Source organism: Franconibacter helveticus LMG 23732 (genome assembly GCF_000463115.2).
Taxonomy (GTDB): domain Bacteria; phylum Pseudomonadota; class Gammaproteobacteria; order Enterobacterales; family Enterobacteriaceae; genus Franconibacter; species Franconibacter helveticus.
On sequence record NZ_AWFX01000005.1, the window covers coordinates 99,470 to 123,697 of the forward strand.

General features: G+C 53.1%; 23 protein-coding genes. 7 read left to right on the forward strand and 16 right to left on the reverse strand.

The window, feature by feature from the left end; translation table 11 throughout:
• Positions 1-9 precede the first annotated feature (9 nt).
• From cheA to flhD, 5 genes are all read right to left on the reverse strand, one after another.
• Complete coding sequence (cheA, locus tag DW56_RS01670; RefSeq protein WP_024552283.1) at positions 10-2,019, reverse strand: chemotaxis protein CheA; 2,010 nt, start codon at positions 2,017-2,019, stop codon at positions 10-12.
• 10 nt (positions 2,020-2,029) lie between these two features.
• Complete coding sequence (gene motB, locus DW56_RS01675; RefSeq protein ID WP_024552284.1) at positions 2,030-2,959, reverse strand: flagellar motor protein MotB; 930 nt, start codon at positions 2,957-2,959, stop codon at positions 2,030-2,032.
• Positions 2,956-3,843, reverse strand: coding sequence for a flagellar motor stator protein MotA (gene motA, locus DW56_RS01680; RefSeq protein WP_024552285.1), 888 nt, complete (start codon positions 3,841-3,843; stop codon positions 2,956-2,958). The genes motB and motA overlap by 4 nt, the downstream gene beginning before the upstream one ends.
• 126 nt (positions 3,844-3,969) lie before the next feature.
• Positions 3,970-4,551: a flagellar transcriptional regulator FlhC gene (gene flhC, locus DW56_RS01685; protein ID WP_024552286.1), complete on the reverse strand. Its 582-nt coding sequence runs from the start codon at positions 4,549-4,551 to the stop codon at positions 3,970-3,972.
• Between the two features lie 3 nt (positions 4,552-4,554).
• On the reverse strand, positions 4,555-4,905 hold the full coding sequence (flhD, locus tag DW56_RS01690) for a flagellar transcriptional regulator FlhD (protein WP_024552287.1): 351 nt from the start codon (positions 4,903-4,905) through the stop codon (positions 4,555-4,557).
• An 807-nt stretch (positions 4,906-5,712) separates the two neighbouring features.
• Between flhD and uspC the strand changes: the two genes are divergently transcribed.
• On the forward strand, positions 5,713-6,135 hold the full coding sequence (uspC, locus tag DW56_RS01695; RefSeq protein ID WP_024552288.1) for a universal stress protein UspC: 423 nt from the start codon (positions 5,713-5,715) through the stop codon (positions 6,133-6,135).
• A gap of 42 nt (positions 6,136-6,177) precedes the next feature.
• Here the strand turns inward: uspC and otsA are convergent, their stop codons facing one another.
• The 7 genes from otsA to DW56_RS01730 all read right to left on the reverse strand — a co-directional run bounded on the left by otsA (position 6,178) and on the right by DW56_RS01730 (position 13,510).
• Entirely contained in the window at positions 6,178-7,602 is a 1,425-nt protein-coding gene (gene otsA / locus DW56_RS01700) for an alpha,alpha-trehalose-phosphate synthase (RefSeq protein ID WP_024552289.1), read from the reverse strand.
• Entirely contained in the window at positions 7,577-8,383 is an 807-nt protein-coding gene (gene otsB, locus DW56_RS01705; RefSeq protein WP_024552290.1) for a trehalose-phosphatase, read from the reverse strand. The genes otsA and otsB overlap by 26 nt, the downstream gene beginning before the upstream one ends.
• Positions 8,384-8,543: 160 nt before the next feature.
• The gene (araH, locus tag DW56_RS01710; protein ID WP_024552291.1) at positions 8,544-9,524 is read right to left on the reverse strand and encodes an L-arabinose ABC transporter permease AraH; all 981 of its coding nucleotides are present in this window, start codon (positions 9,522-9,524) and stop codon (positions 8,544-8,546) included.
• Positions 9,525-9,537: 13 nt separating this feature from the next.
• Positions 9,538-11,052, reverse strand: coding sequence for an L-arabinose ABC transporter ATP-binding protein AraG (araG, locus tag DW56_RS01715; RefSeq protein ID WP_024552292.1), 1,515 nt, complete (start codon positions 11,050-11,052; stop codon positions 9,538-9,540).
• Between the two features lie 64 nt (positions 11,053-11,116).
• Complete coding sequence (gene araF / locus DW56_RS01720; RefSeq protein WP_024552293.1) at positions 11,117-12,106, reverse strand: arabinose ABC transporter substrate-binding protein AraF; 990 nt, start codon at positions 12,104-12,106, stop codon at positions 11,117-11,119.
• Between the two features lie 274 nt (positions 12,107-12,380).
• Positions 12,381-12,896 (reverse strand): cupin, encoded by a 516-nt coding sequence (locus DW56_RS01725; RefSeq protein ID WP_024552294.1) that lies wholly within the window; start codon positions 12,894-12,896, stop codon positions 12,381-12,383.
• A 56-nt stretch (positions 12,897-12,952) separates the two neighbouring features.
• Positions 12,953-13,510 carry a DJ-1/PfpI family protein gene (locus DW56_RS01730; RefSeq protein WP_024552295.1) on the reverse strand — a complete coding sequence of 186 codons (558 nt, stop codon included), beginning with the start codon at positions 13,508-13,510 and terminating at the stop codon, positions 12,953-12,955.
• Positions 13,511-13,994: 484 nt separating this feature from the next.
• Here DW56_RS01730 and DW56_RS01735 point away from each other — a divergent pair, with 484 nt between their 5' ends.
• Both DW56_RS01735 and DW56_RS01740 read left to right on the forward strand, forming a co-directional pair.
• On the forward strand, positions 13,995-14,498 hold the full coding sequence (locus DW56_RS01735; RefSeq protein WP_024552296.1) for a non-heme ferritin-like protein: 504 nt from the start codon (positions 13,995-13,997) through the stop codon (positions 14,496-14,498).
• A gap of 195 nt (positions 14,499-14,693) precedes the next feature.
• On the forward strand, positions 14,694-16,037 hold the full coding sequence (locus tag DW56_RS01740; RefSeq protein WP_024552297.1) for an anaerobic C4-dicarboxylate transporter: 1,344 nt from the start codon (positions 14,694-14,696) through the stop codon (positions 16,035-16,037).
• A 44-nt stretch (positions 16,038-16,081) separates the two neighbouring features.
• Here DW56_RS01740 and DW56_RS01745 read toward each other — a convergent pair whose 3' ends face one another.
• Positions 16,082-16,330 (reverse strand): DUF2766 family protein, encoded by a 249-nt coding sequence (locus tag DW56_RS01745; RefSeq protein WP_024552298.1) that lies wholly within the window; start codon positions 16,328-16,330, stop codon positions 16,082-16,084.
• A 137-nt stretch (positions 16,331-16,467) separates the two neighbouring features.
• Complete coding sequence (gene azuC / locus DW56_RS22255; protein ID WP_103676150.1) at positions 16,468-16,551, reverse strand: stress response protein AzuC; 84 nt, start codon at positions 16,549-16,551, stop codon at positions 16,468-16,470.
• Positions 16,552-16,766: 215 nt separating this feature from the next.
• On the opposite strand from azuC, the gene DW56_RS01750 reads away from it, so the two are divergent.
• Complete coding sequence (locus DW56_RS01750; protein ID WP_024552299.1) at positions 16,767-18,188, forward strand: MFS transporter; 1,422 nt, start codon at positions 16,767-16,769, stop codon at positions 18,186-18,188.
• Positions 18,189-18,231: 43 nt separating this feature from the next.
• Here DW56_RS01750 and DW56_RS01755 read toward each other — a convergent pair whose 3' ends face one another.
• Both DW56_RS01755 and DW56_RS01760 read right to left on the reverse strand, forming a co-directional pair.
• Positions 18,232-18,870, reverse strand: a complete 639-nt coding sequence (locus DW56_RS01755) for an RpiB/LacA/LacB family sugar-phosphate isomerase (protein ID WP_024552300.1) — start codon at positions 18,868-18,870, stop codon at positions 18,232-18,234.
• Positions 18,871-19,026: 156 nt separating this feature from the next.
• A complete protein-coding gene (locus DW56_RS01760) occupies positions 19,027-20,277 on the reverse strand; it encodes a methyl-accepting chemotaxis protein (RefSeq protein WP_024552301.1) in 1,251 nt (416 codons plus the stop codon).
• A gap of 284 nt (positions 20,278-20,561) precedes the next feature.
• Between DW56_RS01760 and yecR the strand changes: the two genes are divergently transcribed.
• From yecR to ftnA, 3 genes are all read left to right on the forward strand, one after another.
• On the forward strand, positions 20,562-20,888 hold the full coding sequence (yecR, locus tag DW56_RS01765) for a YecR family lipoprotein (protein WP_024552302.1): 327 nt from the start codon (positions 20,562-20,564) through the stop codon (positions 20,886-20,888).
• A 171-nt stretch (positions 20,889-21,059) separates the two neighbouring features.
• The gene (locus DW56_RS01770; protein WP_024552303.1) at positions 21,060-23,000 is read left to right on the forward strand and encodes a putative bifunctional diguanylate cyclase/phosphodiesterase; all 1,941 of its coding nucleotides are present in this window, start codon (positions 21,060-21,062) and stop codon (positions 22,998-23,000) included.
• 215 nt (positions 23,001-23,215) lie between these two features.
• On the forward strand, positions 23,216-23,713 hold the full coding sequence (gene ftnA / locus DW56_RS01775) for a non-heme ferritin (protein ID WP_024552304.1): 498 nt from the start codon (positions 23,216-23,218) through the stop codon (positions 23,711-23,713).
• The last annotated feature ends 515 nt before the right edge of the window (positions 23,714-24,228 follow it).

Below are 24,228 nucleotides of genomic sequence, written 5' to 3' on the forward strand. Positions count from 1 at the left end.
CTTGTGGGATCAGGCGGCAGTCTGCGCCATACGCTGTTCACGGTTAATACTTTGCAGCGCTGATACATCAACAATCAGCGCCACGCTACCATCGCCCAGAATGGTGGCGGCCGAAATACCCGGCACTTTGCGATAGTTACTTTCAAGGTTTTTCACGACCACCTGATGCTGGCCGATAAGCTGGTCTACCAGCAGCGCGTAGCGGCGGCCCGCGCTTTGCAGAATAACCACGATGCCCTGCGTCGCTTCGGTTTTCGCGCCCTGTACGTCGAAGACTTTCCACAGTTCCACCAGCGGCAGGTATTCGCCGCGCACTTCCAGCACGCGCTCGCCGCCCGCCAGCGGATGCAAATCTTCTTCGCGCGGCTGTAGCGATTCCATCACGGCGTTCAGCGGTAGAATAAAGACTTCGTCATTTACTTTAACCGACATGCCGTCGAGGATAGCGAGCGTCAGCGGCAGCAGAATGCGAATGGTGGTCCCCTGCCCTTGCTTCGACTGGATCTCAACGTGGCCGCCCATCTCCTGGATGTTACGCTTCACCACATCCATGCCTACGCCGCGACCGGAAACATCCGTGACCTGCTCGGCAGTCGAGAAGCCCGGCGCGAAAATCAGCATGCCGACTTCGTCATCCGTCATGCTTTCGCTGACCGCCATCCCCTGCGACATCGCTTTCGCCAGAATGCGCTCGCGGTTAAGCCCGGCGCCGTCGTCGGTTACTTCGATGCAGATGTTGCCGCCCTGGTGTTCTGCCGAGAGGATCAGGTTGCCGACCGGCGATTTGCCCGCCGCCAGGCGTTTTTCCGGCGATTCAATGCCGTGGTCGAGGCTGTTGCGCACAAGGTGCGTAAGCGGATCGATAATGCGTTCGATCAGGCTCTTATCAAGCTCGGTGGAGCTGCCCATCAGCGTCAGTTCAACCTGCTTGTTTAGCTTACTGGCGAGGTCGCGCACCAGGCGCGGGAAGCGGCTGAATACGTATTCCATCGGCATCATACGGATGGACATCACCGATTCCTGTAAATCACGCGCGTTACGCTGCAACTGACTCATGCTGGTAATCAGGTCGCCATGCGTAACCGGATCGAGTTCGTTGGAGCGCTGTTGCAGCATTGACTGAGTGATAACCAGTTCGCCGACGAGGTTTATCAACTGATCGACTTTTTCTACTGCAACGCGAATGCTGGTGGACTCTTTTTCGCGCGCGGGTTTTTCACGCTCTGCGCGGGCAGGCGCTGGCGCTGGCGCTTTGGCAACGGCGACAGGCGCCGCTACCGGCGCAGGCGCGGCTTCAGGCTCGGGCTGGGCAGCAGCTTGCGGCGCGGCGGCTGGGGCGAGCGGTTCGAGGAACGCGATTTGGTCAAGCTCGATAACAAAGCAGAGCACGGCGGTGATATCGTCGGCGCTGGCGCTGGTTTCAAGCGTTGCCGTCAGCGTATCGGCGCCCTTCTCCACCTGGCTTAACGCGCCGAGGTTACTCAGCTCTTCCAGCAGCAGGTCAGGCTCGTTCGTCTTAAGCTTGCTGAGCTGGATGCGCAGGCTGCCGCCATTCTGCACCACCGGCGCGGCCTGCGGCTTCTCTACAACAGTAAGATGCGTGCTGGCCGCAGGCGCAACCGGCGCTTCGCCTTTTGCTTCCAGCGCCAGCTGACGCAGCGCCTGACAGATGTATTCAAAGCTGGCAGCATCCGGCTCCTGTGAGCTTTTATAAGCGTCGAGCTGTTCCTGCATAATATCTTTGGTTTCCAAAAACAGGTTGATGATGTCGGTGTTGAGTTGCATTTCACCGCGGCGGGCTTCATCAAGCAGGTTTTCCATCAGGTGCGTGGTTTCCTGCAAAATGGTGAAGCCGAAGGTGCCTGCGCCGCCTTTGATGGAGTGCGCCGCACGGAAAATGGCGTTGAGCTGCTCGGAATCCGGCGCCTCGGGCGACAGATCCAGCAGATGCTGCTCCATGTCGGCCAGCAGCTCGTCGGCTTCGTCAAAAAATGTTTGATAAAAATCGCTGATATCCATACTCACGCTATCACCTCATAACCGGTTGCGACGGTGTTGGGTTGGAGGCCGGGGGCACGGCGCCCGGTTGTTGTAACACGCTCAGAGGCTCGTTCTCGCTTTCGGCGTTTTCATGCACGATGGCGTCTTCCGCCTGCTTGTTGAGCACTAAAATGCTGATCCGACGGTTTAACGCTTCGTCAGGGCCGCGATTCGCCAGCCGCATGGTGGCGGCCATGCCCACGACGCGCAGCATCTTGCCTTCATCCAGCCCGCCGACAACCAGCTCGCGACGCGAAGCGTTGGCGCGGTCGGCGGAAAGCTCCCAGTTGCTGTAACCGCGTTCGCCATTGGCGTAAGGGAAGTCATCCGTATGGCCCGACAGGCTGATTTTGTTCGGAATGCCGTTCAGCACTGGCGCGATGGCCCGCAGAATGTCCCGCATATACGGCTCCACGTCGGCGCTGCCGGTTTTAAACATGGGCCGGTTCTGACTGTCGATAATCTGAATGCGCAGCCCTTCCTGCACCAGATCGATCTTCAGGTGCGGGCGCAGCGCACGCAGTTTCGGATCCGCCTCGATCAGCTGGTCGAGATCGCCGCGCAGTTTTTTCAGACGGCTTTGTTCCATGCGCCTTTTCAACTCGTCGATATTCGGCTGCTTTTTCACTTCGCCCTGCTGCTGGGTGTAGTCATCACCACCGCCCGGGATCGGGCTTTCGCTGTCGGCGATGCGATGACCGCCCGTAATGGCGGCGGAAAGCGGCGTGCGAAAGTATTCGGCTATTTGCGTCAATTCTTTAGGGCTGGAAATGGAGATGAGCCACATCACCAGAAAAAACGCCATCATTGCGGTCATAAAATCGGCGTAGGCGATTTTCCAGGAGCCATGCGAACCGCCGCCATGCCCTTTGTGCTTGCGTTTTTTTACGACAATGATGGGGTGATTCTGGTTTTTCATGCCTCTTCCGTCGCCTTTTGCTGGTTAGACGCTTTGGCTGCGCGCACATGCTCGTCCAGTTCGGTGAAGGAAGGACGTTCGCTGGAGTAAAGCGTTTTACGGCCAAACTCGACGGCGATAGGCGGCGCATAGCCGTTCAGGCTTGAGAGCAGGGTGACTTTTACGCACTGCATCATCTTGGTGGTTTCCGCGCTTTTCTGGCGCAGCACGGTGGCGAGCGGCGAAACGAACCCGTAAGCGAGCAGGATGCCAAGGAAAGTTCCCACCATGGCGTGCGCGATAAGCGCGCCAAGCTCCGCCGCAGGGCGATCTGCTGAGGCAAGCGCGTGAACCACGCCCATGACCGCCGCCACGATGCCGAAAGCGGGCAGCGAGTCGCCCATCAGCGCCAGGCTGTTGGCCGGCACTTCGCTTTCGCTTTCGTGGGTTTCAATCTCTTCATCCATCAGCGCTTCGATTTCGAACGTGTTCATGTTGCCGCTGATGATGAGGCGCAGATAATCGGTAATGAAGTCGAGCATCACCGCATCGGCGAGGATGCGCGGATAACTGGCGAAAATTTCGCTCTCTTTCGGATTTTCGATATCGCGCTCAAGCGAAAACATGCCCTGCTGGCGGGATTTGGTCATCAGGCGGTACAGCAGCGCCATCAGATCCATATACAAGCTTTTTGTGTATTTCGAGCGACGAAAAAGCAGCGGCAACGCCTTCAGCGTGCCTTTGATGGCTTTCCCATTGTTACCGACGATAAATGCGCCGATGCCCGCCCCACCGATGATAATGAACTCAGAGGGTTGATAAAGTGCCCCCAGGTGACCGCCGGTCATCATATAACCACCGAACACGGTCCCCAGAATGACCAGGTAACCTAATAAAATCAGCACGACATCATCCTTCTGCTGTTGACGAAAGTGAGGATGCGCAGATGGAGAGACGTTTAGCGGAACGGAGGGAATAAAAAAGCAGCGGCGAAATCGCCGCTGCTGGAGTGAGTTTCCACACCGAACCGGTTAGACGGCCTGATCGACCTGTTCATCCAGCAGTTGTGGAATAATATCGGCAGCTTCCCGGGAAAGTTTACGTCTTTTTACCGCTCGGGATGGCGGTTGGCACAGGCTGCACGCAAAGCTGCCAACCGGCTGATGCGCATGGGTGATAAAGTTGCCGCCGCAGCAGTTGCAGCGTGAAAGCTCCAGCATACCGCTTTCGACAAAACGCACCAGCGTCCATGCGCGGGTTAATGCAAGCAGCGGACCTTCTTCTTCCTGCTGCGGGCACTGTTCAAGGTAAAGACGGTAGGCTTTGATGACCGCATCCACGCCGCTGCACAGCCCCGTGCGCAGCAGGTATTGCCAGGCATTGCAGAACATCGAAGCATGGATGTTTTGCTCCCAGGTCATAAACCAGTCGGTGGAAAAAGGCAGCATGCCTTTAGGCGGCGGGCTGCCGCGCAGCTCTTTGTAAAGCTTAATCAGACGGCCACGGCTAAGCTGCGTTTCGCTTTCGAGCATTTGCAAACGCGCGCCGAGCGTAATCAACTCCATCGCCAGCTGAATATCACGAGCTTCCTGAACAATGCTTTTTTCGCTCATGACTTAAGCCCTTTTCTTCTTCGGTGCGTCATCAGCGCTGGCGACTTCATTAAGCAGTCGCGTAGAGAGCAGAATACCGGTGTGGATCTGCTGCAAATCGTCGACGCGGGACTCCTGCGTCAGACGGGTGATTGTTTTGTGATCGTTGAACCGAAACTGGCAAACGAGCTGATTAGTTTCAGCCAGTTTCACCATTTGCGGCAGCGTTAATTCCACAAGCGTGGTAGCCATTTCTTCGTTAATACCTAAACGAAACATAGCCGAAGCCTTATCCTGACTGATCAGCCTTTGCGCCAGTAACAAATATGACAAATTGATATCATAAATATGTTTTAGCAACTCGGATGCGTGCATTTTTCCCATCCCGAATAACCAATTTTATTAAATGCGGCGTCGCCGCACCCCGTGATGTCGCCGGATAAGCTCCGGTAAAAAATAAAACCGTAATGGTAAAAAAATAATTGGTAGTACGCTGTGCTGACCGGTTAACAATCCCGGTTTAAATAGTTGCTTCCCTGTAGCGTTTCCTTACGCATTTAAGACTTCTTTACAAATTCCTAAGATTTTTCCTAATTCGCGCAAACTGTACTCGTCACCCCTGGCACATACAATGTGGTTGCGCTGAGATTTTAGGAATTATGTGATGTACGTCACATAATTTCAATCTATAAATCACACGAAAGCATAAGTGACAGTGTTTATTTGCTCAAAAAATAACCAAAACAGGCTCATAATAAGCGCCCTAAGTCGAATATTAATGCGTCAATGTTTCAAATAGTGACGGCTGTAATACTTACTATCAGCAATTATTTTACATTCATTCAACGCTGTTTATTTCTATGTTAGAAACATTAAGGTGATGTTGGACCAGTCATATATAATCCATATTATTCAATAACTTATCTTTTAGTTACGCGTAACGTGCTTTTTCATTTTTTTACCGTTTTACTGCCACTTAACTGTCAAAAAATTGCGATAAAATAGGCCCACCTGTTACGTCTCATTAACATCTTTCCTGTGTACTGATTCCATTCATAAGAATAATTAATGTATTTTTATGAGATCATTCACACTTCTTTCATACGTAATGCTTGCGCAACCCCTTTCACAGGCGTAAGAGCAAGGTATGGCTTCGTTTATAAGCTTTTTAAGGAGATAAACATGAGCTATGCCCATGTTCTTGTTGCAGTTGCGATGACGCCGGAAAGCCTTCAGCTTGTTGAAAAAGCGGTTTCGCTGGTTAAGCCTTATCAGGGACGTATTACCTTGCTAACCCTTGCTGCAGATCCGGAGCTTTATAACCAATTCGCCGCGCCTATGCTGGAAAATTTACGGGAATTAGTTTTAGAAGAAACGCAGGCTTTTTTAGAAGAGATTACGTCGCGCGCCGAATATCCCATCTTTAAGACGCATATCGCCACCGGCGAATTAAGCGATCATATTCTGGGTATTTGCCGCAAAGAGCATATTGACCTGGTTATATGTGGAAATCATAACCAAAGCTTTTTCAGTAAAGCGCTTTGCTCAGCGAAAACGGTTGTCAGCCACAGCAAAGTAGATGTTCTATTAGTACCGCTCAAGTAAAAAAAAGCCTGCCAGAAAGATCTGGCAGGCTTTTTTTAACCGTTAAGCCAGTTTCGGGAAGGTCGCCACTTTACTTTGCAGCTCGCTTTCATCGCTGCGTGGCGTAACGTGCTTTAGGTCAGCGATAAAGCTCTCCTGCCAGTGGTTGATATCGTTTTTCTGCACAATCTCCAGCATTTCGCTGTGACGGGAAATACGCTCAGCCAGCGGCATCTTCAGCGCCCGATCCAGCGCCGCCGCTACTTCATCACGGTCGTAAGGGTTAACCAGCAACGCCGAGGTGAGTTCGTTCGCCGCACCGGCAAAGCGGGAAAGCACCAGCACGCCGGGGTTTTTCGGATCCTGTGCCGCTACATACTCCTTCGCCACCAGGTTCATACCGTCGCGCAGCGGCGTTACCAAACCGACATCCGCATGACGGAATACTTTCATCAACAGCTTACGGTCGAAATGCTGGTTGAGATAATAAAGTGGCGTCCAGCCGAGCTGACCATATCTGCCGTTAATACGCCCCGCTTCGGTTTCCAGCAGGTGACGGATATCCTGGTAGGCCTGAACGTCGCCGCGTGAGGTGGGCGCAATCTGCGTATAGCGGATTTTGCCGTGGTGCTCAGGGAATTTCTCAAGCAGCGCTTCAAACGCCTGAAAACGCTCCGGCAGACCTTTGGAGTAATCCAGTCGCTCTACCGAGAAAATGTTCTTAATACTGCCAAGCTCGCGCTTAAGCTGTTCAAGCTTCGGCGGCAGCGGCCCTGCGGCCTGCTCAGCGATTTCATCCGGCTCGATGCCGATGGGGTAAACTTCTGTACGGAAGGTTTTACCGTAAGCGGAATGGGTATTTTCACCCTGCGCGGTCAGGCGCGTCTGGGAAGCCAGGCAGTCCAGGAACGCCACGCGGTCGTTCTCAGTCTGAAAGCCCAGCAGGTCGTAGTCGCAAAGCTGCTCCAGTAATTCCTGGTGCGGCGGCAATGCATTGAATATTTCCGGCGTCGGGAACGGGATGTGCAAAAAGAAACCGATGCGGTTATTGATGCCGCGTTTACGCAGTTCGGCGGCGAAGGGCAGCAGATGATAATCGTGGATCCAGAGAATATCATCCTCGTTCACCAGCGGTTTAAGCTTATCCGCCAGCAGGCTGTTAACGCGCTGATAGCCTTCCCATGCGTCGCGCTGAAAATTAACAAGATCCAGACGGTAGTGGAAGGCGGGCCAGAGAACGGCGTTGGAAAACTGGTTGTAATACTGCTCGTGGTCCTCTTCGCTCAGGTTGAACGACGCCCAGGTAATGTTGTCACGCGTCACTTTTTTTAGCGGCGCGTCTTCGTTGCCAATCTCCCCGCTCCAGCCAAACCAGAGACCGCCTGTGGCTTTCAGCGCCCCCAGTATCCCTACCGCGAGGCCCCCGGCGCTGCTTTTCTTATCATCAGGCGGGGCGATACGATTAGATACTACGACTAAGCGACTCATAGCCTTCTCTCCTTTCAGTCAAGTGCTTTTTTTCTTGTTCTAAGTGTTGTACGAGTTGTTCAAGCCAGGCATGCACATCTTGTACAGTGGAAAGACGCCATTGCGCCTGCGTCTCGCCCTGCCCGACCTTAATGGATACGCCATTCATGGCGTTAACAGTATGAAACCCCGCCTCATCCGTCAGGTCGTCCCCGACAAAGACCGGCGTGCGGCCCGCAAACGGCGCTTCAGTAAGAAACGCGGCGACGGCGGCGCCCTTGTTGATGCCTTTTGGTTTTAGCTCAACCACGCACTTACCCGGCTGGAGCGCAAGCTCTTCGTGTTGCTGCGCCAGCGTATGGGCGAGTTGCAGCACTTGCTGCTCATATTCCGGCGCCAGACGGTAGTGCAGCGCGAACGCCATGCCTTTCGGCTCAAGCTCGGTGCCCGGCATTTTCGCCAGCGCCTGCTCAAGGCGCTGATGCAGCGACTCCACCAGCGCTTGCGGAAGCGACACGACATGGCGGGTTCCATTGATATCACGACGTTCCGCTCCGTGTACCCCGGCAAGCGGGAACTGGAACGGTGTGGCGAGTTTATCTAACTCAACCATCGAACGTCCTGAGACCAATGCCAGCGCCCCGTTACTCATGCTGGAGAGTTTTTGCAGCAGGCTACGTACCTCAGCGGGAATGGAAACCTGGTCCGGATGCGGTTTGATTTCAGCCAGCGTGCCGTCCAGGTCAAAAAAGAAGGCATGGTCACCGGAAAGCAGCGGCGGTACAGACAAAACTTCAGCCACCCGAGTTCCTCCTTACAGGTTTAGTGAATAACCGCTTCGGTTATCCTGGGTTGTACATTAGCCATGTAAGTATAGACAGTGTGACGAGTGTCGCCATTCGACAACAGCTTCGCCAGCCGTAAAAGGCTGGCGAAGTGCGCAAATAACAGGCGAAAAACGGTTAAACCGTACGCTTCGCTTTTTGTTTGTAACGGTCGAAAATCACCGCTGCGAGAAGGATGAGGCCGCGCACCACGTACTGTGCGAAGGGGGAGATGTTCAGCAGGTTCATGGCGTTTTCTACGGTGCCCAGAATTAATATGCCAGCCACCACATACGAGATTTTTCCTATGCCGCCCTTGAGCGAAACACCGCCAAGCACACAGGCGGAGATAACAATCAGCTCATAGCCGATAGAGGTCATCGGCTGGCCGCTGGTCATGCGCGAGGCGAGAATAATCCCGGCCGCCGCAGACACCAGGCCTGAGAGCACGAAGATAATAATCTTGGTGCGCACTACCGGTACGCCCGCTAACCGCGCCGCCTCTTCATTGCCGCCAATCGCCAGGGTGTTGCGCCCGAACGTGGTTTTATTCAGCAAAAAGCCGAACAGCACCAGACAGGCGACCGTCAGCCAGATAGGCGCAGGCAGCCCCAGCCAGTTCGCATAGCCCAGGGTGAAGAAGCGCTCATCTTCAATCCCTACCGCTTTGCCGTCGGAGATGATATAGGCCAGGCCGCGCACGATTTGCATCGTGGCGAGCGTGGTGATGAGCGCGTTGATTTTCAGCTTCGCAATGACAAAACCGTTTACCAGCCCGCTTGCCACGCCCAGCATCAGCCCGGCGAACACGCCAAGCCACAGGCTTTCGGTCATGTTAATCACCACCGCCGCGGTAACGCCGGCGCAGGCGATAACCGACGCCACGGAAAGATCGAAGTCCCCCGAGGCCAGGCAAAAGAGCATGCCGCAGGCCACCATGCCCGACATAGAAATGGCAAGCCCGAGGCCTTTCATATTGATAAAGGTGGCGAAGTTGGGAACGAAAATGGCGCAGGCGATAAACAGCACCGCGAAAACCACCAGCATGCCGTATTGATCCCAGATACGACCCACGCTAAACGGCGACTTGCGGGCGCCGGATGAAGTTAATGAAGACATGTTCACTCCTCTTTCAGGCAACCGCCTGGCTGACTTTGGGCATAGCGAGACTCAATGCCTGCTGTTCGCTGGCCTGGTCATGCAACAGTTCTCCGGCGATCTCGCCTTCGCGCATGACGATGATGCGGTCGGCGACGCCGAGCACTTCCGGCAGATCGCTGGAGGCAAACAGCACCGCCACGCCCTGCGCGGCCAGCGCGTAAATCACGTTATAAATTTCATGCTTCGCGCCGACATCAATGCCGCGCGTCGGCTCGTCGAGCAAAATCACCTTCATCTCTTCCGAAAGCCAGCGGCCAAGAATGGCTTTTTGCTGGTTGCCGCCCGAGAGATTCATAATCAGCTGCTCCGCCGTGGGCGTTTTGATATTCAGCGAACGGATATGGTGCTCGGCGTTGGTCGCTTCCCACTGGTTATTAATGAGGCAACCCACGCTGATGTGTTTGCGTCGTGCGCTGATGTTGATGTTGTCCCGCACCGAGTGAACCGGAATGATTCCGTCTGCTTTACGGTCTTCCGGGCAGAGCATCATCCCTGCGCGAATGGCGTCGCCAGGCGTACGGATAGCGGCCGGCTTGCCGTCTATCCAGACCTGGCCGTCAGTGATGCGGGTGGCGCCGAATAACCCTTTCATTAATTCGCTTCGCCCGGCGCCTACAAGCCCGAACAACCCGACGATTTCGCCGCTTTTGACGCTCAGGCTGACCGGCATGCGCACGCCAGGCGCTTTGACATTGTCCAGACGTAAACGCTCTTCGCCATATGCGCGCGGCTTCCAGCCGTAGATATCGCCCAGATTGCGCCCTACCATCGCCTGCACCAGGCTGTCGTGATTCACCTGCTGCATATCGCTGAAGGTGCAAACGTAGCGGCCATCTTTAAAGACGGTAATCGCGTCGCTTAGCGCAAAAATTTCCTCCATGCGGTGCGAAACATAGAGGATCACGCGTCCTTCTTTACGCAGCTCGCGGATCACGCGAAAGAGGTTTTCAATTTCCCGGGCCGAGAGCGAACTGGTGGGTTCGTCAAAGGCGATGACTTTGGCATTGCGCGCCAGCGCCTTGGCAATTTCGACCATCTGCCACTGACCGATTGAAAGGTATTTCAGCGGCGTTTGTGGGTCGATATCGAGCCCCAGATGCTCAAGTTGCAGCTTTGCCTCATAATTTAATAATGAGCGGTTAACGATGCCGCCTTTATGGGGGATTTGCCCAAGGTAGATGTTTTCCGCCACCGTCATTTCCGGCACCAGATGCAGCTCCTGATAAATAATGGCGACGCCGGCGTTCAGCGCGGCCAGCGTATCGTTAAACGCGACCTCTTCCCCTTTAATGGCGATGGTGCCGGTGGTGGGGGTGTAGTTGCCGCTCAGGATCTTCAGCAAGGTCGATTTGCCGGCGCCGTTTTCCCCCATCAGGGCATGAACCTGGCCGGCATGGCAATCAAAGCTAATGTCGGAAAGCGCTTTCACGCCCGGAAAGGTTTTCCCTATGCCGCGAAATGAGAGATAAGGTGCTGTCTGTTGCATAACGCCTCCACAATCGACTCCGGAAGCGGGCGCGTTGCACGCCCGTGTGATATCGAACCGCGCATTACTTGCCGCCCAGCCCTTTTTTCGCCAGCTCATCTTTGAAGTTATCGCGTGTAATAAGCACCACGTCGGTTACTTCAGTGAACTTCGGCGGCTCGGCGCCTTTGGTGACCCAGTTGTAGAGCATTTCGCTGGATTTATAGCCATGAACGTCCGGGCTTGGCAGCAAGGAGCCGTAGAAGCCGGTAGCCTGCGCTTTGGAAAGCTCGCTTACGGCATCCACGCCGTTAATGCCGATGCCGATAACATCCGGTGCTTTAAAGCCCTGCCCTTCGGTAGCGCGCACGCCGCCAAGCACGGTGTTGTCGTTCATGCCGACCACCAGCCAGTGTTTAACTTCAGGATGCTGAACCAGCATGGAGTTCGCAGCGTCGAAAGCGCCGGGGATGTCGTTTGATTTGGTGGGAACTTTGTAGATCTGTTTTTCCGGGAAGCCGGCGGCTTTAAGCGCGTCCATGGAGCCGGTGGTGCGACGGCGCGCCGTATCCAGTTCATCTGCGGTGATAGCCATGACGGCGGTTTCTTTCACATCCCAGCCGCGCTTTTGCATCTCTTTATAAAGCTCCTGGCCCTGACGCTCGCCGATTTTGGTCGCCGCCATCATTACCAGCGGCACGGTTTCCATCGGCTTGCCTTTGGCCGTCACGAACTGATCGTCAACCGCGATGACTTTCATGTCGTAGCCGCGCGCTTTCGCCACAATCGCCGAGCCAAGTTTGGGATCGGGCGTACAGATAACAAAACCTTTAGCGCCGCTTGCCGCCAGGCTGTCGATAGCGTTTAACGTTTTTTCCCCGTCGGGCACGGCGATTTTAATGACCTCAAAACCTAACTCTTTCCCGGCTTTGTCGGCGAACTTCCATTCCGTCTGGAACCAGGGTTCTTCAGGCTGTTTGACCAGGAAACCGAGCTTCATGGTTTCTGCGATAGCGGATTGTGACATAACGGCAGCAAGACCCATCGCTGCCAGCGCTTTAGTAAATTTGTGCATGGTTGACTCCAGCTTTAGCTTTCTTTTATGCAGGGTAAAAACCGTTAGGGTTCTTTTAATCGGACATAAAACAAGGCATTAGCCTCGCCTTCCCGGCGATGGCCGTTGCTGGAGATAGTTTAATAAGGAAATCAATCCTCCATAGGAGAGCAAAATCACACCGCAGAATTACAGTCAGCCTGTGCATAGATTCAGCAATTTAAGGCATAATTTTGCTCATATATGTATGATGAATGAGATGGTGAGTGACAGGAATATCCATATCCTCAGCGTCTCAGTGCTGCGCTTGCCACGCTTGCAGCAAACCGCCTGCGTCGCCATAAAGCGGGTCGCTATCCGGAATGGAAACCCGGGCGACATTTTTTAAGGTTTCCGGAAGCTGTTCGGGCTGATCCAGATATTTGTCTGGTGAGAGACCCGCAGGGTAAGCGCCGACCGCCATAAAATCGTCGCTCGCGTGAATTTGCTTATGGCCAACACCTGCCGGAATAAGCACCGCATCGCCTTTGATGAGATGAATGACCGGCCCGGTTTCGCCGCCAAGCTGGATGTCCGCTTCGCCCGCATAAATGCCCAACACTTCATGGGTGTTGGTATGAAAATGGGTGTAAGTAAAAACCGGGTAGCGCCAGCGAGGCGGCCAGGCGTGCTTATCAAAAGTGGATTCAAACCAGGCGGCGCCATCTTCCACTTCTGCCGGCATGGCCTGACGATAAAGCAAAAGCGGCAACGGATTATTAGGCACGCCGCCGCTGGGTTCAGAAAGGAAGTGCGTTTCGTAATGGTTCATAGAGCCCCCTGCTCGCTTAAAATTAAAAGTATAGCCAGCGGCGCGGGGGCGGCGGATTACCAGGAATAATAGATATGTTCCGCATGCTCGCGTACGGGCGCTTCATCCTCCAGCAGGCGCGCGGCAAGAGTAAGTGCGAAATCAAAAACATGCCCAAGCCCTTTGCCGCTGAGCAAATTGCCCTCTTCCACAACCGGAGCATCGACATAAACGCCGTCATCAATATCCCGCCAGAGATCGCCTGAACAAACGTAACGCCGCCCCTTTAATAACCCGTTCGCCCCCAGCACGCGAGCCGCCGCAGAACAGATGGGACAGATAAGCTTACCGGCTTCATCATGACGGCGAACAAACGCCAGCACGCTTTCATTTGCCGCCAGGTTTCGGCTGCCTTCCGGGCCGCCTGGCAAAACGACGGCGTCGTAAGTGACGTCAAACCGCTCTTGCAGGGTATGGTCAGCCACCATGGGAACGGCATGATAGCTTTCCACCGCGCGGCTTTCAGCGCAGGCCAGCGTTTCCACGTCCAGCTTCATGCGACGCAGAATATCAAGGGTCACAATAGCCTCCGCTTCTTCGAACCCCGGCGCCAACAATACGGCGATTCGTTTCATCTTCTTTTATCCTTGTGGTTGATAAGGTGCGCTATGCAGCCTAACCGTAAACGCCTGCGAAGCTTTGTTAGCCCCTTCACATTATTAAAACAATGTTTCATTTGATTGGCGTGGGGGAGCACTTTTCCTGAACGAGTCAGCGTTTCGCCTGCGGGTAAAAGGGGCTTTATCAAAAATGAATTAAACAGTTAAGGATTAGTTGCGTGTAATAAAAGAACCCATTAATTTTCACTTCTTAAAAATACACACAAAAAGTAAGTGTAAGCAGTTGTAAAAACACGCCTCACTCAAGTTGTTTCATTTTCAATACGCAGTATTCTCAATTTTAAATTGATGCCGCCAGGGAACAGCTTGCGTATTACCGGGACGTTTCGCATTTATTTTATCTCTACATATCAATGAATTAATCAAAAAGGAGGCTGAATACATTCATGATATAAATATTTAGTTGAATTTAATTTGTTTAGTAAATAAGGATATTATTATGACCACCCCAGGAATGCTGCAAAAACTCAATGCGCAGGTGAACAGCGAGTTTTATGCCTCTCATCTTTATCTTCGTCTTGGCGACTGGTGCACCGAACACAGCCTGAATGGCGCCGCCACCTTTTTACGTAACCAGGCGCAAAATAATCTGACTCATATGATGTCGCTGTTTGAGCATATGAAAAACGAGGGAGCTAACCCGATCATTAGCGCTATTGCGCCGCCTGCCTGCGACTGCGATTCCCTCGAAGGGCTTTTTCTCCACACCATAGAAGATCTCAGGCAGCGTAGCGCGAGCCTTAACGAGCTGACCCAACTGGCCGATGCGTGTCACGATGATGCAACGTTTAGTCTGTTAAGCGCCCTTTGCGCCCGTCACGCCGAAGATAAACAGTTTCTGCAAGGGGTGCTGGATGAAGTCCGCGCCGCTTCGCGCGATGGCGTGCCGCTGACCGAGACCGACCGCTGCTTTTTTAATCTTATTAATTACGAACAGCATTAACCCTTCCGCTTGCGTGGCCTGGCTTAAGCCGGGCCTGCCGCCTGACCGCTGCGCCTGGCTTTGTCTCATCCTCTGTATAGTATGTTGTAACTAATTGAAGCCGAAGCGTGCTGACAATCTGATCTGGCTCCCATTGATTAACCACACTCTATGTAATGATTTAAGCCGTTTCGTTTTTCTAAACCAGGGATTGTTATGATAACCATTGAATTTATCGTCATTATTCTGTGCCTGCTGGTGGGAACGCGCTTTGGCGGCATGGGGCTTGGCTTAATCAGCGGCGTCGGGCTCTTTGTGCTGACATTTGTGTTTGGACTGGAACCGGGCAAGCCGCCGGTAGATGTGATGCTGACCATCCTCGCGGTTATTGGTTGCGCCGCCACGCTGCAAACGGCAGGCGGCCTGAATGTGATGATGCAGTTCGCGGAAAAGCTGCTGCGCCGCCATCCGCAACACATTACCCTGCTCGCCCCTTTTACCACCTGGACGCTGACTTTTCTTTGCGGCACGGGGCATGTGGTTTACACCATGTTTCCCATCATTGCGGATATCGCGCTGAAAAAGCATATTCGCCCGGAGCGTCCTATGGCAGTGGCTTCCATAGCCTCTCAAATGGCGATTACCGCCTCGCCGGTTTCCGTGGCGGTCGTGTCGCTGGTCTCGATAATTGGCGCGCATCATGGCGTCGGGCAAGCCTGGGGGATCCTGGAAATTCTCGCCGTCTCGGTGCCTGCCTCCCTCTTCGGCGTGCTGATAGCCGCCCTCTGGAGCCTGCGGCGTGGTAAAGATCTGGCCGATGACCCGGCATTTCAGGCCCGCCTAAGCGACCCGAAACAGCGTGATTACATTTATGGCGCCAGCGAAACGCTGATGGATCAGCGTTTTCCTCGCGAAGCATACTGGTCAACCTGGATCTTTTTTACCGGCATCCTGGTGGTGGTGGTGCTCGGCGCGTTGCCCGCGCTGCGCCCGGCGTTCGAGGTGAAAGGCGCGCTCAAACCGCTCTCCATGAACCTGGTTATTCAGATGATGATGCTGATTGCCGGCGCGGTTATGCTGATTGCATGTAAGGTAAACGCTTCCGCTATCTCCAGCGGCGCGGTGTTTAAGGCGGGGATGGTGGCGATTTTCTCCGTATTTGGCGTGGCATGGATGAGCGATACCTTTTTCCAGGCGCATCTTGAAGGGTTAAAAACGGCGCTACAGGGCGTGGTGCAAAGCCACCCGTGGACTTATGCGCTGGTGCTTTTTCTGGTCTCGAAGCTGGTAAACAGCCAGGCGGCGGCGCTGACCGCGGTGGCGCCGATGGGGTTAATGCTGGGCGTTGAGCCCAAAATGCTGGTCGCTTTTTTTCCTGCTTCTTACGGCTATTTTATTTTGCCAACCTATCCAAGCGACCTCGCCTGCATTGGGTTTGACCGCTCCGGTACCACGCGTATCGGCAAATTTATCCTCAACCACAGTTTTATTCTGCCCGGACTGATTGGCGTGAGTTGCGCCTGCGCGGCCAGCTACACGCTGGTGCGGCTGTTTTTTTAACGCACCTCAGGAAAAGCAAAACGGCCTCGCAGGAGGCCGTTATTTTAATGCGCTTCGTTTTGCGGCGTGAATTTTAACTCAATGAGCGCGACCGCTTTTTGCACCGCACGCAGCGTTACCGCATCCGCTGCCGGATGGCCGGTGAAATCAATGGATTTAAGCTGCGTCGCCATCTTGTCGCGCACTTCAACAGGCGCTATCACGTCAATGACATCCAGGATCTGCTTGATCACCAGCTGACACGCCACGATATCAGACTGCAACTCTTCTTCGGCGGTAAACACTTTCGACATTTTTCATTCCTCACGTTTTGTGGCCGCCATAGTAACGGCATGAATCGCAAAACGGTAGTAAAACGCAGAGGTAGTCGAAACGGGAAAGGAGGGATAAAGTGGGGATATAAAAAAACCTGCCGCAGCAGGTTTTTTTATCAGAACATAGCGCCAGGCGGTACGTCTTTGAAGGTTTTGCAGTAGTTTTCGAACATGCTTTTCAGGATCTTACGGAATTTCATTGATGTGCTCCGATTTTGTTTTTTTGCAGGTAACGTGTTGCGATGAGCCTATAATATGACCTGCATCACAAAAATCAACCAGTTTGTGATGAATATCACATCAAATAAGTTAACGATTTGCGCGCATTTGTTAATAAATTATATATAAATCCAACAGTTACCTTCTTAACTGAAAGTTAAAAAATTACTGATTTTTTTTAAACGGGACGGTGGTAATGAGCGGTAACGATAGCGCGGCGACGCGTCGCGGTCTTTCGCCGGCAGCCCTGCTGGTGGCAGGCGCCTTCTTTATGGAGTTTCTCGACGGCACCGTCATTGCTACTGCGCTGCCGGAAATGGCGCGTACCTTTGGCGTGCAGGCGGTTGACTTAAACATTGGCATCAGCGCCTATCTGCTAACGCTTGCGGTGTTAATTCCCGCCAGCGGCTGGATTGCCGACCGCTTCGGCGCTCGTGCGGTTTTTACGCTGGCGCTGGCCATTTTTACCGCCGCCTCGGTGCTGTGCGGGCTTGCCACCAGCCTTGAAATGTTTGTCGCTATGCGAATTTTACAGGGCGTTGGCGGCGCGCTGATGGTGCCCGTGGGGCGACTGGCCGTACTGCGCACTACGCCCAAGCATCAATTGATAGGCGCCATCGCAACGCTCACCTGGCCGGCGCTGGTGGCGCCCATTATCGGCCCGCCGCTTGGCGGGTTTATTACCAGCTATGCCAACTGGCGCTGGATCTTCTTTATTAATCTGCCGCTTGGGCTGCTGGCAATGTGGCTTGCGCTGCGCATTATCCCTGACATTCGTGAAGAAGAACGGCGACCATTCGATACGCCGGGTTTTGTGGCGACTGCCGTCGCGATGGTTTCGCTGGTTTATATGATGGAGCTGCTCGGCGCACAGCGGCCAGATATGGCGATGGCCGGCGCGCTGCTGCTGTTGGGCGGCGGCGCGTTGTGGTATGCGCTTCGCCATTTCCAGCGCACACGCTACCCGATGATTCGGCTGGACGCGATGCGGGTGCAAACCTTCCGCGTGACGATGTATGGCGGCTCGCTGTTTCGAGCTTCTATTAGCGCCGTCCCGTTTTTGTTGCCGCTGCTGTTCCAGGTGGGTTTTGGCATGGATGCGTTTCACTCCGGCCTGTTGGTGCTGGCGGTTTTCGCTGGCAACCTCACCATAAAACCCGCCACAACGCCGCTTATCCGCACGCTGGGGTTTAAAAAATTGCTGTTGATAAACGGCGTACTGAACGTGGCGGCGCTGCTCGCCTGCGCGTTCCTGACGCCGCAAACCCCTGTCTGGCTCATTCTGGTTATTCTTTATCTGGGCGGCGTTTTTCGCTCGATTCAGTTTACCGGTATCAGCACCCTCGCCTTCGCCGATGTGCCTTCTCAGCAAATGAGCTATGCCAACACTTTGTTCAGCACCGCCACACAGCTGGCGGTCGGGCTCGGCATTACGCTTGGGGCGATAGGCATCCGGCTTGGCGAGCAAGTCAGCCACTGGCTTTCGCTGCAAAGCGTAGCAGGCGTCAGCTTTCGCCTGGCGTTTGTCTGGATAGCGATAATTTGCCTGGTGGGGTTAGTGGATACGCTGCGTCTGGCCAGCCGCGCCGGGGCGGCGGTTTCAGAAAAACGGGCATAAAAAAACCAGCGCCGGGGCGCTGGTTCTTAATGTGACAGAGATATCAGCCCAGCACTTCGCGTACGAAAGCTTCAATCTCTTTGTTCTGGCAGTTTTCAAAGAAACATTTCTGGAAACGCTCGCCAGAGACGGCGGTTTTCACCAGTTCACGGTCAATAGCGCGCAGGGTATCCAGATAGTTCTCTTTCACCACAGCGGCTTTCACCTGGTTAAGAATGCCTGCGTTGCGAACCTGCGGCTCTTTACGCTCCGGCGGATAGCCTTCGCCTTTACGGCCGGTGAACGCTTTTTCAAAGATAAAGCGCACATTAAGCTCCGCGCCCCAGCCAAAACCTTTCGCGAAAGGCAGCGCCAGCGCGTTGCCGTTATTAATCTGCGCAAACAGGAAAGCATCCGCCGGGTCAATACAGTAGCCGCAAACTACGCCCGGGTGAATGTTGAGCGACATCAGCGCGCCCTGGCCGGTGCCGCAACCGGTAATGACAAAATCTACCGCTTTCGAGTTCAGCAGGATGCTCGCCATGATCCCAAGATGGATATAGGTGAGATGATGATCCTGCTCGTCGCTCATGCCGACGTTGTAAACCGGATAGTCTTTCTCATCCGCAACCGTCTTGAGCTCTTTATAGATGATGGCGTTTTTCGCCGCCTGACTGTTTTCCATCATCAGTGCAATTTTCATTCTGTCCTCCTGAAGGGTACGCGGGTTTCCCCGCCACGAATAGCAAACCGTGAGGTAAACATACTATCCAGCAAACACACTTTCAAATTAAATGAAAAAATGTTTTATAAAAGTATGTAAGCCTCACAGTTTTACTTTCCGTCCTTACTGAGCGCGTCAGAATGTTTCCCAGTTCGCTTGCGCCGCCGCAAGCGGGCGCGCAGCGAGAGGGATCGAAACGGCAGGCGCCGGCGCCTTTTCTTCACGAACCTGAGAGGCAGGCTGCGTGATACGAAACACCGATAACACGTCGTTCAGTCGTACCGCTTGCTTTTCGAGATCGACCGCCGAAAGCACGGATTGTTGAACCAGATGCACGTTCTGCTGCGTCACGCTGTCCATTTCCTTAACGGCAATGCCTACCTGGCTAATCCCTTTGCTCTGTTCACCGGAGGCGCTGGCAATCTCGCCCATAATGTCATTCACCTGCTGTACGGCGCGCAGAATGTTGGACATCGCTTCGCCCGCCTTCTTCACCTGATCCGAACCGGTGTTGATGTTGCCGACCGACTCGTTAAGCAGCGTTTCTATCTCTTTCGCCGCCTGGGCGCTGCGGCTCGCCAGGTTGCGCACCTCGCTTGCGACTACGGCGAAGCCGCGACCCTGCTCGCCCGCACGCGCTGCTTCAACCGCCGCATTCAGCGCCAGAATGTTTGTCTGAAAAGCGATGCTGTTGATAACGGTAGTAATATCAACAATTTTGTGCGAACTGCTGCTGATAACCGACATCGTCTTCATGACCTGATCGACAGACTGTCCGCCTTCAATAGCGGTTTGCGTGGCGTTTTGCGCAAGCTGGCTGGCATGGCTGGCATTTTCAGCGTTAAGTTTAACCGTGCTGCTGAGCTGCTCCATGCTGGCGCTGGTCTCTTCAAGCGCGGCGGCCTGTTGCTCAGAACGGCTCGAAAGATCGTTGTTGATGCCCGTTACCTCGCCTGCATGAGAGCGGATAGCGTCTGCGCTGCGGCGAATATCCGAGACGGTTTTTTCCCAGTTCCCCTGCATGGCTCTGATATGCGGCACCATTAGCCCGATACAGTTGCGTCCAAGATCGCGCAGCGGCGCAGAGAGGTCGCCCTGCGCCAGCACGTGCAAATGTCCGCGGATAATGTCCACTGGCTTGACCAGGAAGAAATAGAGATAGCGCTCGGTAAAAAGCGTAATAGCAATACTGGCGAAAACCGAGATAACCAACAGCGTCTGGGCGCCGTCTACCCACGACTTTTGCGCCGCGGTAAGCGTAAGACTCTCTTCAAGATGATGGAGAAACCAGAGCGTTAGCCCGGCGACGCCAATCCACGCGAGCGTGGAAAAGCAGAGTATCAAAACCACCATTACGCGAATTTTGATGTTACGAATGAAGTTCATAATGAGTTCCTGGTGTGTAAATACGCCATCCCTGAACAGACATGACGACACACCGTCCCTGCTTCATTCGTCTTTCTGTGGGACGAATTGAAACGTGTCGTATCGTTATATCGGCATGAGCCGCATAAACTTAAGTATCTGAACAATGAAATTAAGGAGCACTAAACTTAGACGGGGAATGGTGAAATCGCCAGGGTAAGGCAACGATATATAGGCTTTTCGGGCGATTGCAGAAAGCGGGGCTATGTAATCATAGGCAAAGACGACATTCTGCGGAAACCGACATGCGCAACGCGATACTTCTTGCAGCCCTGCTGCTGGCTGGCTGTACCCTAACCAAAGATCCTGAAGTAGTAGGCGGCAACAAGCTGACCGGCATGGTGCGACTGGGCTTTAGCGACCCCGCCTTGTTTGACGCGAAAGCCGACCCTTATCTCGCGCAAGCCACCGCTACGCGCCAATGCCAGGAGTGGGGCTTTGCCACCGCTGAAGGCTACGGCCAGCCCATCAAAACCTGTTCCGTTATCAGCGGGACGCAATGTTTGAATGAGTCTGTGATTCTGGAATACCAGTGTCGCGGATTTGCCATACCGCCCCATTCCGGCTGGTGATTTCCCCGGCAACCAGCCGGTGTGCTGGCTAAAGTAATAAGCGTAACGAATGATTTATTCGCAATAATCTTCTGGACGCTTTTCCTGCGCACATGCTTAACTCCTCACGCCGCTTCGCTTCATGCCTGAAGCAGGCCAGACGGAATAAACACCCAATGACGTGAGCGCTGTATGAGAGATAAACGGGACAGAAAGAAACTTTACCGCGCGGAAGGCATCAAGCTTTTGTACAGCAACGCGCTTCCCGGCATTTTGATTACCTTTATCGTTGCGACCGGCCTGGTTTTTACTTTTATCGATCACGATAATCGCACAGGCAAACTCCTCTGGTGGGCAGCAATCTGCCTCGTTTTAGCTATCCGCCTGGTTGACACGCTTCTCTGGTATCGCGCCAACAGCTACCAACGTAAACAAAATCATTACTACTGGCGTTTCAGCGCTGGCTGTTTATTAACAGCCGCGTTATGGAGCAGCTGGTGTGTGCTCTTTAGCGAAGGGTTTAGCGCGGAGGAGTTTACGTTTTCGATGGTGATCCTCTCCGCTATGGCAGGCGGTGCGACCAGCATTCTTTCCGGCAATGTTTTTATCGGCACGCTTTATCCCGTCATCGTTCTGGTGCCTTTTTCGGTTGAGCTTCTGTTCGATGGCGAAAAATATAAAAGCAATCTTGGCATGCTCGGCCTCTGTTTTACCGCCATCATGCTCTTTTCGGCTGGCCGCGCCGCGCGCTACGTAAAAAGCGCCATTTTGTTGAAATACAAAAACAGCCAGCTGCTGGAGCGTATGGAAGAGACTATTCGCACGCGTACCCAGGAAATTTATGCTATTTCACACACCGATGCGTTAACCGGTTTACATAACCGCGTCGCTTTTCTGCGCGCCGCTAATGGGTTGGTAATGCGTTATAAGCAAAATGAGATCCCGGGCTTCAGCCTCTTTTTTATCGATCTGGACGGCTTTAAAACCATTAACGATACGCTCGGCCACGATGCCGGCGACCAAATCCTGCTGGCCTTCAGCGATCGTTTAAAAGCGTTCAACCAGGATGGCAATGCCCTGCTCTGCCGCTGGGGTGGCGATGAATTTATTTTTTGCACGCCCCTGTGCGACCGCGCCGCGCTTGGCCGGCTGGCCGAAGAAATGAGACAAAGCTTCAGTAAACCCTGGGCCTTGCACGGGCAGGAGATATTTCTGAGCGCGACTATCGGCATTGCTGTTTGTCCGCGACACAGCCAGGCGATAACCCGTCTTATTCAACTCGCCGATATCGCCATGTATTCCCTGAAAGGTAAGCAGCCTCAGCGCGTGGCTTTCTATAACCACGAGCTTGAAGCGCAGCTGTTAAATCAGATCTATTTACAGGAAGCGCTGAAAAGCGCGCTGGCGAAAAATGAGATGCGCCTGGTTTATCAGCCTATCGTTGAGGCGCAAAGCGGTAATATTGTGGCTTTCGAAACGCTTTTACGCTGGCAGTGCGGCGAAGAGGCAATTTCACCCGCGCATTTTATTCCGGTCGCGGAAAAAAACGGCAGTATCGTACTGCTCGGGTACTGGATCCTGGAAGAGGCTTGCAAAACACTTGCCGAATTACCGCCCGCCGCGAGCCATATTGCGCTTTCCGTTAATGTTTCAATAGTGCAGTTGCAGGATGCCGCGTTTATCGCAAAGGTTGAACAGCTATTAACTAACTACGCTATCGCGCCGGAACGTCTGCATATGGAAGTGACGGAATCGCTGTTTCATGAAAGCCAGGGCGAGATTTACGCCAAAGTCAGCTACCTGCAAAATAAAGGGGTGCGTATTTCCATCGATGATTTTGGCACAGGCTATTCCAGCCTCTCTGTCATCCAGAACATGCGTATCGATTTCGTCAAAATCGATCGCTCTTTTGTGAATAACATTGATGATAAAGGGCTGGCTGTGGTGCAAGCCATACTGACTATGTCTGGCACTTTTGGTTACGATGTGATTGCGGAAGGGGTAGAAACCGTACGCCAGGCGCAAACGCTGCGCAATTTCGGCGTGCCGTTATTACAAGGCTTTTACTTCAGCCAGCCGTTAGAAAAAGCCGATATGCTGGCTTTATGCAACGAACCCCTTATGGCGATATAAATTTATATTTATTAACCCGACATAAAAAGCCGCCTGCTTTTAATTGCGCTTTTTAACTTTTATTTCTTCGATCTTAAAAAGAACGTTTTACTTATATTAATGAGTCTGATTTCCATTTGCATTTTTACTTAAACGCTTTATTTATTTTACTTTTTGCAAATAGATAAATAACAAATTATAGTGCGTTTCTCTTAATCAGCTTTCGGAGCGGCAACATGCTTAAATCAGATATGATGGATAAACTTAACGAGCAAATGAACCTTGAGCTCTACTCCTCGCTGCTCTATCAGCAAATGAGCGCATGGTGCAGCTATCATAGCTTTGAAGGGGCCGCCGCTTTTTTACGCCGCCACGCTCAGGAAGAGATGACACACATGCAGCGTCTGTTTGATTACCTGACAGATACTGGCGGCCTGCCGCAAATTAATGCCATTGCATCACCCTTTGCCCACTATGCTTCGCTGGACGAGTTGTTTAAAGCGACGTATGAGCATGAACAGCTGATTACCCATAAAATTAATGAGCTGGCCCATGCGGCAATGACCAGCCAGGATTATCCAACCTTTAATTTCCTGCAATGGTATGTCGCCGAACAGCATGAAGAAGAGAAATTATTTAAATCGGTTATTGATAAGCTGACGCTGGTCGGTAAAAGCGGCGAAGCGCTCTACTTTATCGATAAAGAACTCGCCACGCTGGATGCGCAGGCTTAACAGCGTAAACATCAACATACGGCTATTAAAAGCAGATGCCACAGAGCGTCTGCTTTTTTATTGATCCGCGAATAAATTTATAACAGCGGAAAAAGAGCGAGAGGCGGAGCGCAGAAATAAAAAAACCACCTTTCGGTGGTTTTGCACGACACTGCTTATTGCTTTGATTATTCTTGTCTTTCCCAGTGGTACCCGGAGCGGGACTTGAACCCGCACAGCGCGAACGCCGAGGGATTTTAAATTCTACGCAAGATCAATGAGTTACATAGCAGTGCATTGCGAAACTTTGCTGACGTTGAATGGTCGTCTTTGCAACCACTGGCAGAAAATGGATAGCCGTAGATTGCGTTGAGCACAGAAACAGCACAGGGTAATCGTCTACTTGGTCCTGTAAAGGAGGTTGTTGCCACACAAGCTAAAGCGCTTGACCTGCCCCCAGTATTCGGTACAACTGTCAGTTAGTAATATCTGTTCTGTGAACCGCTCTCTGAATGTGATCCATTCATAATCAGCGC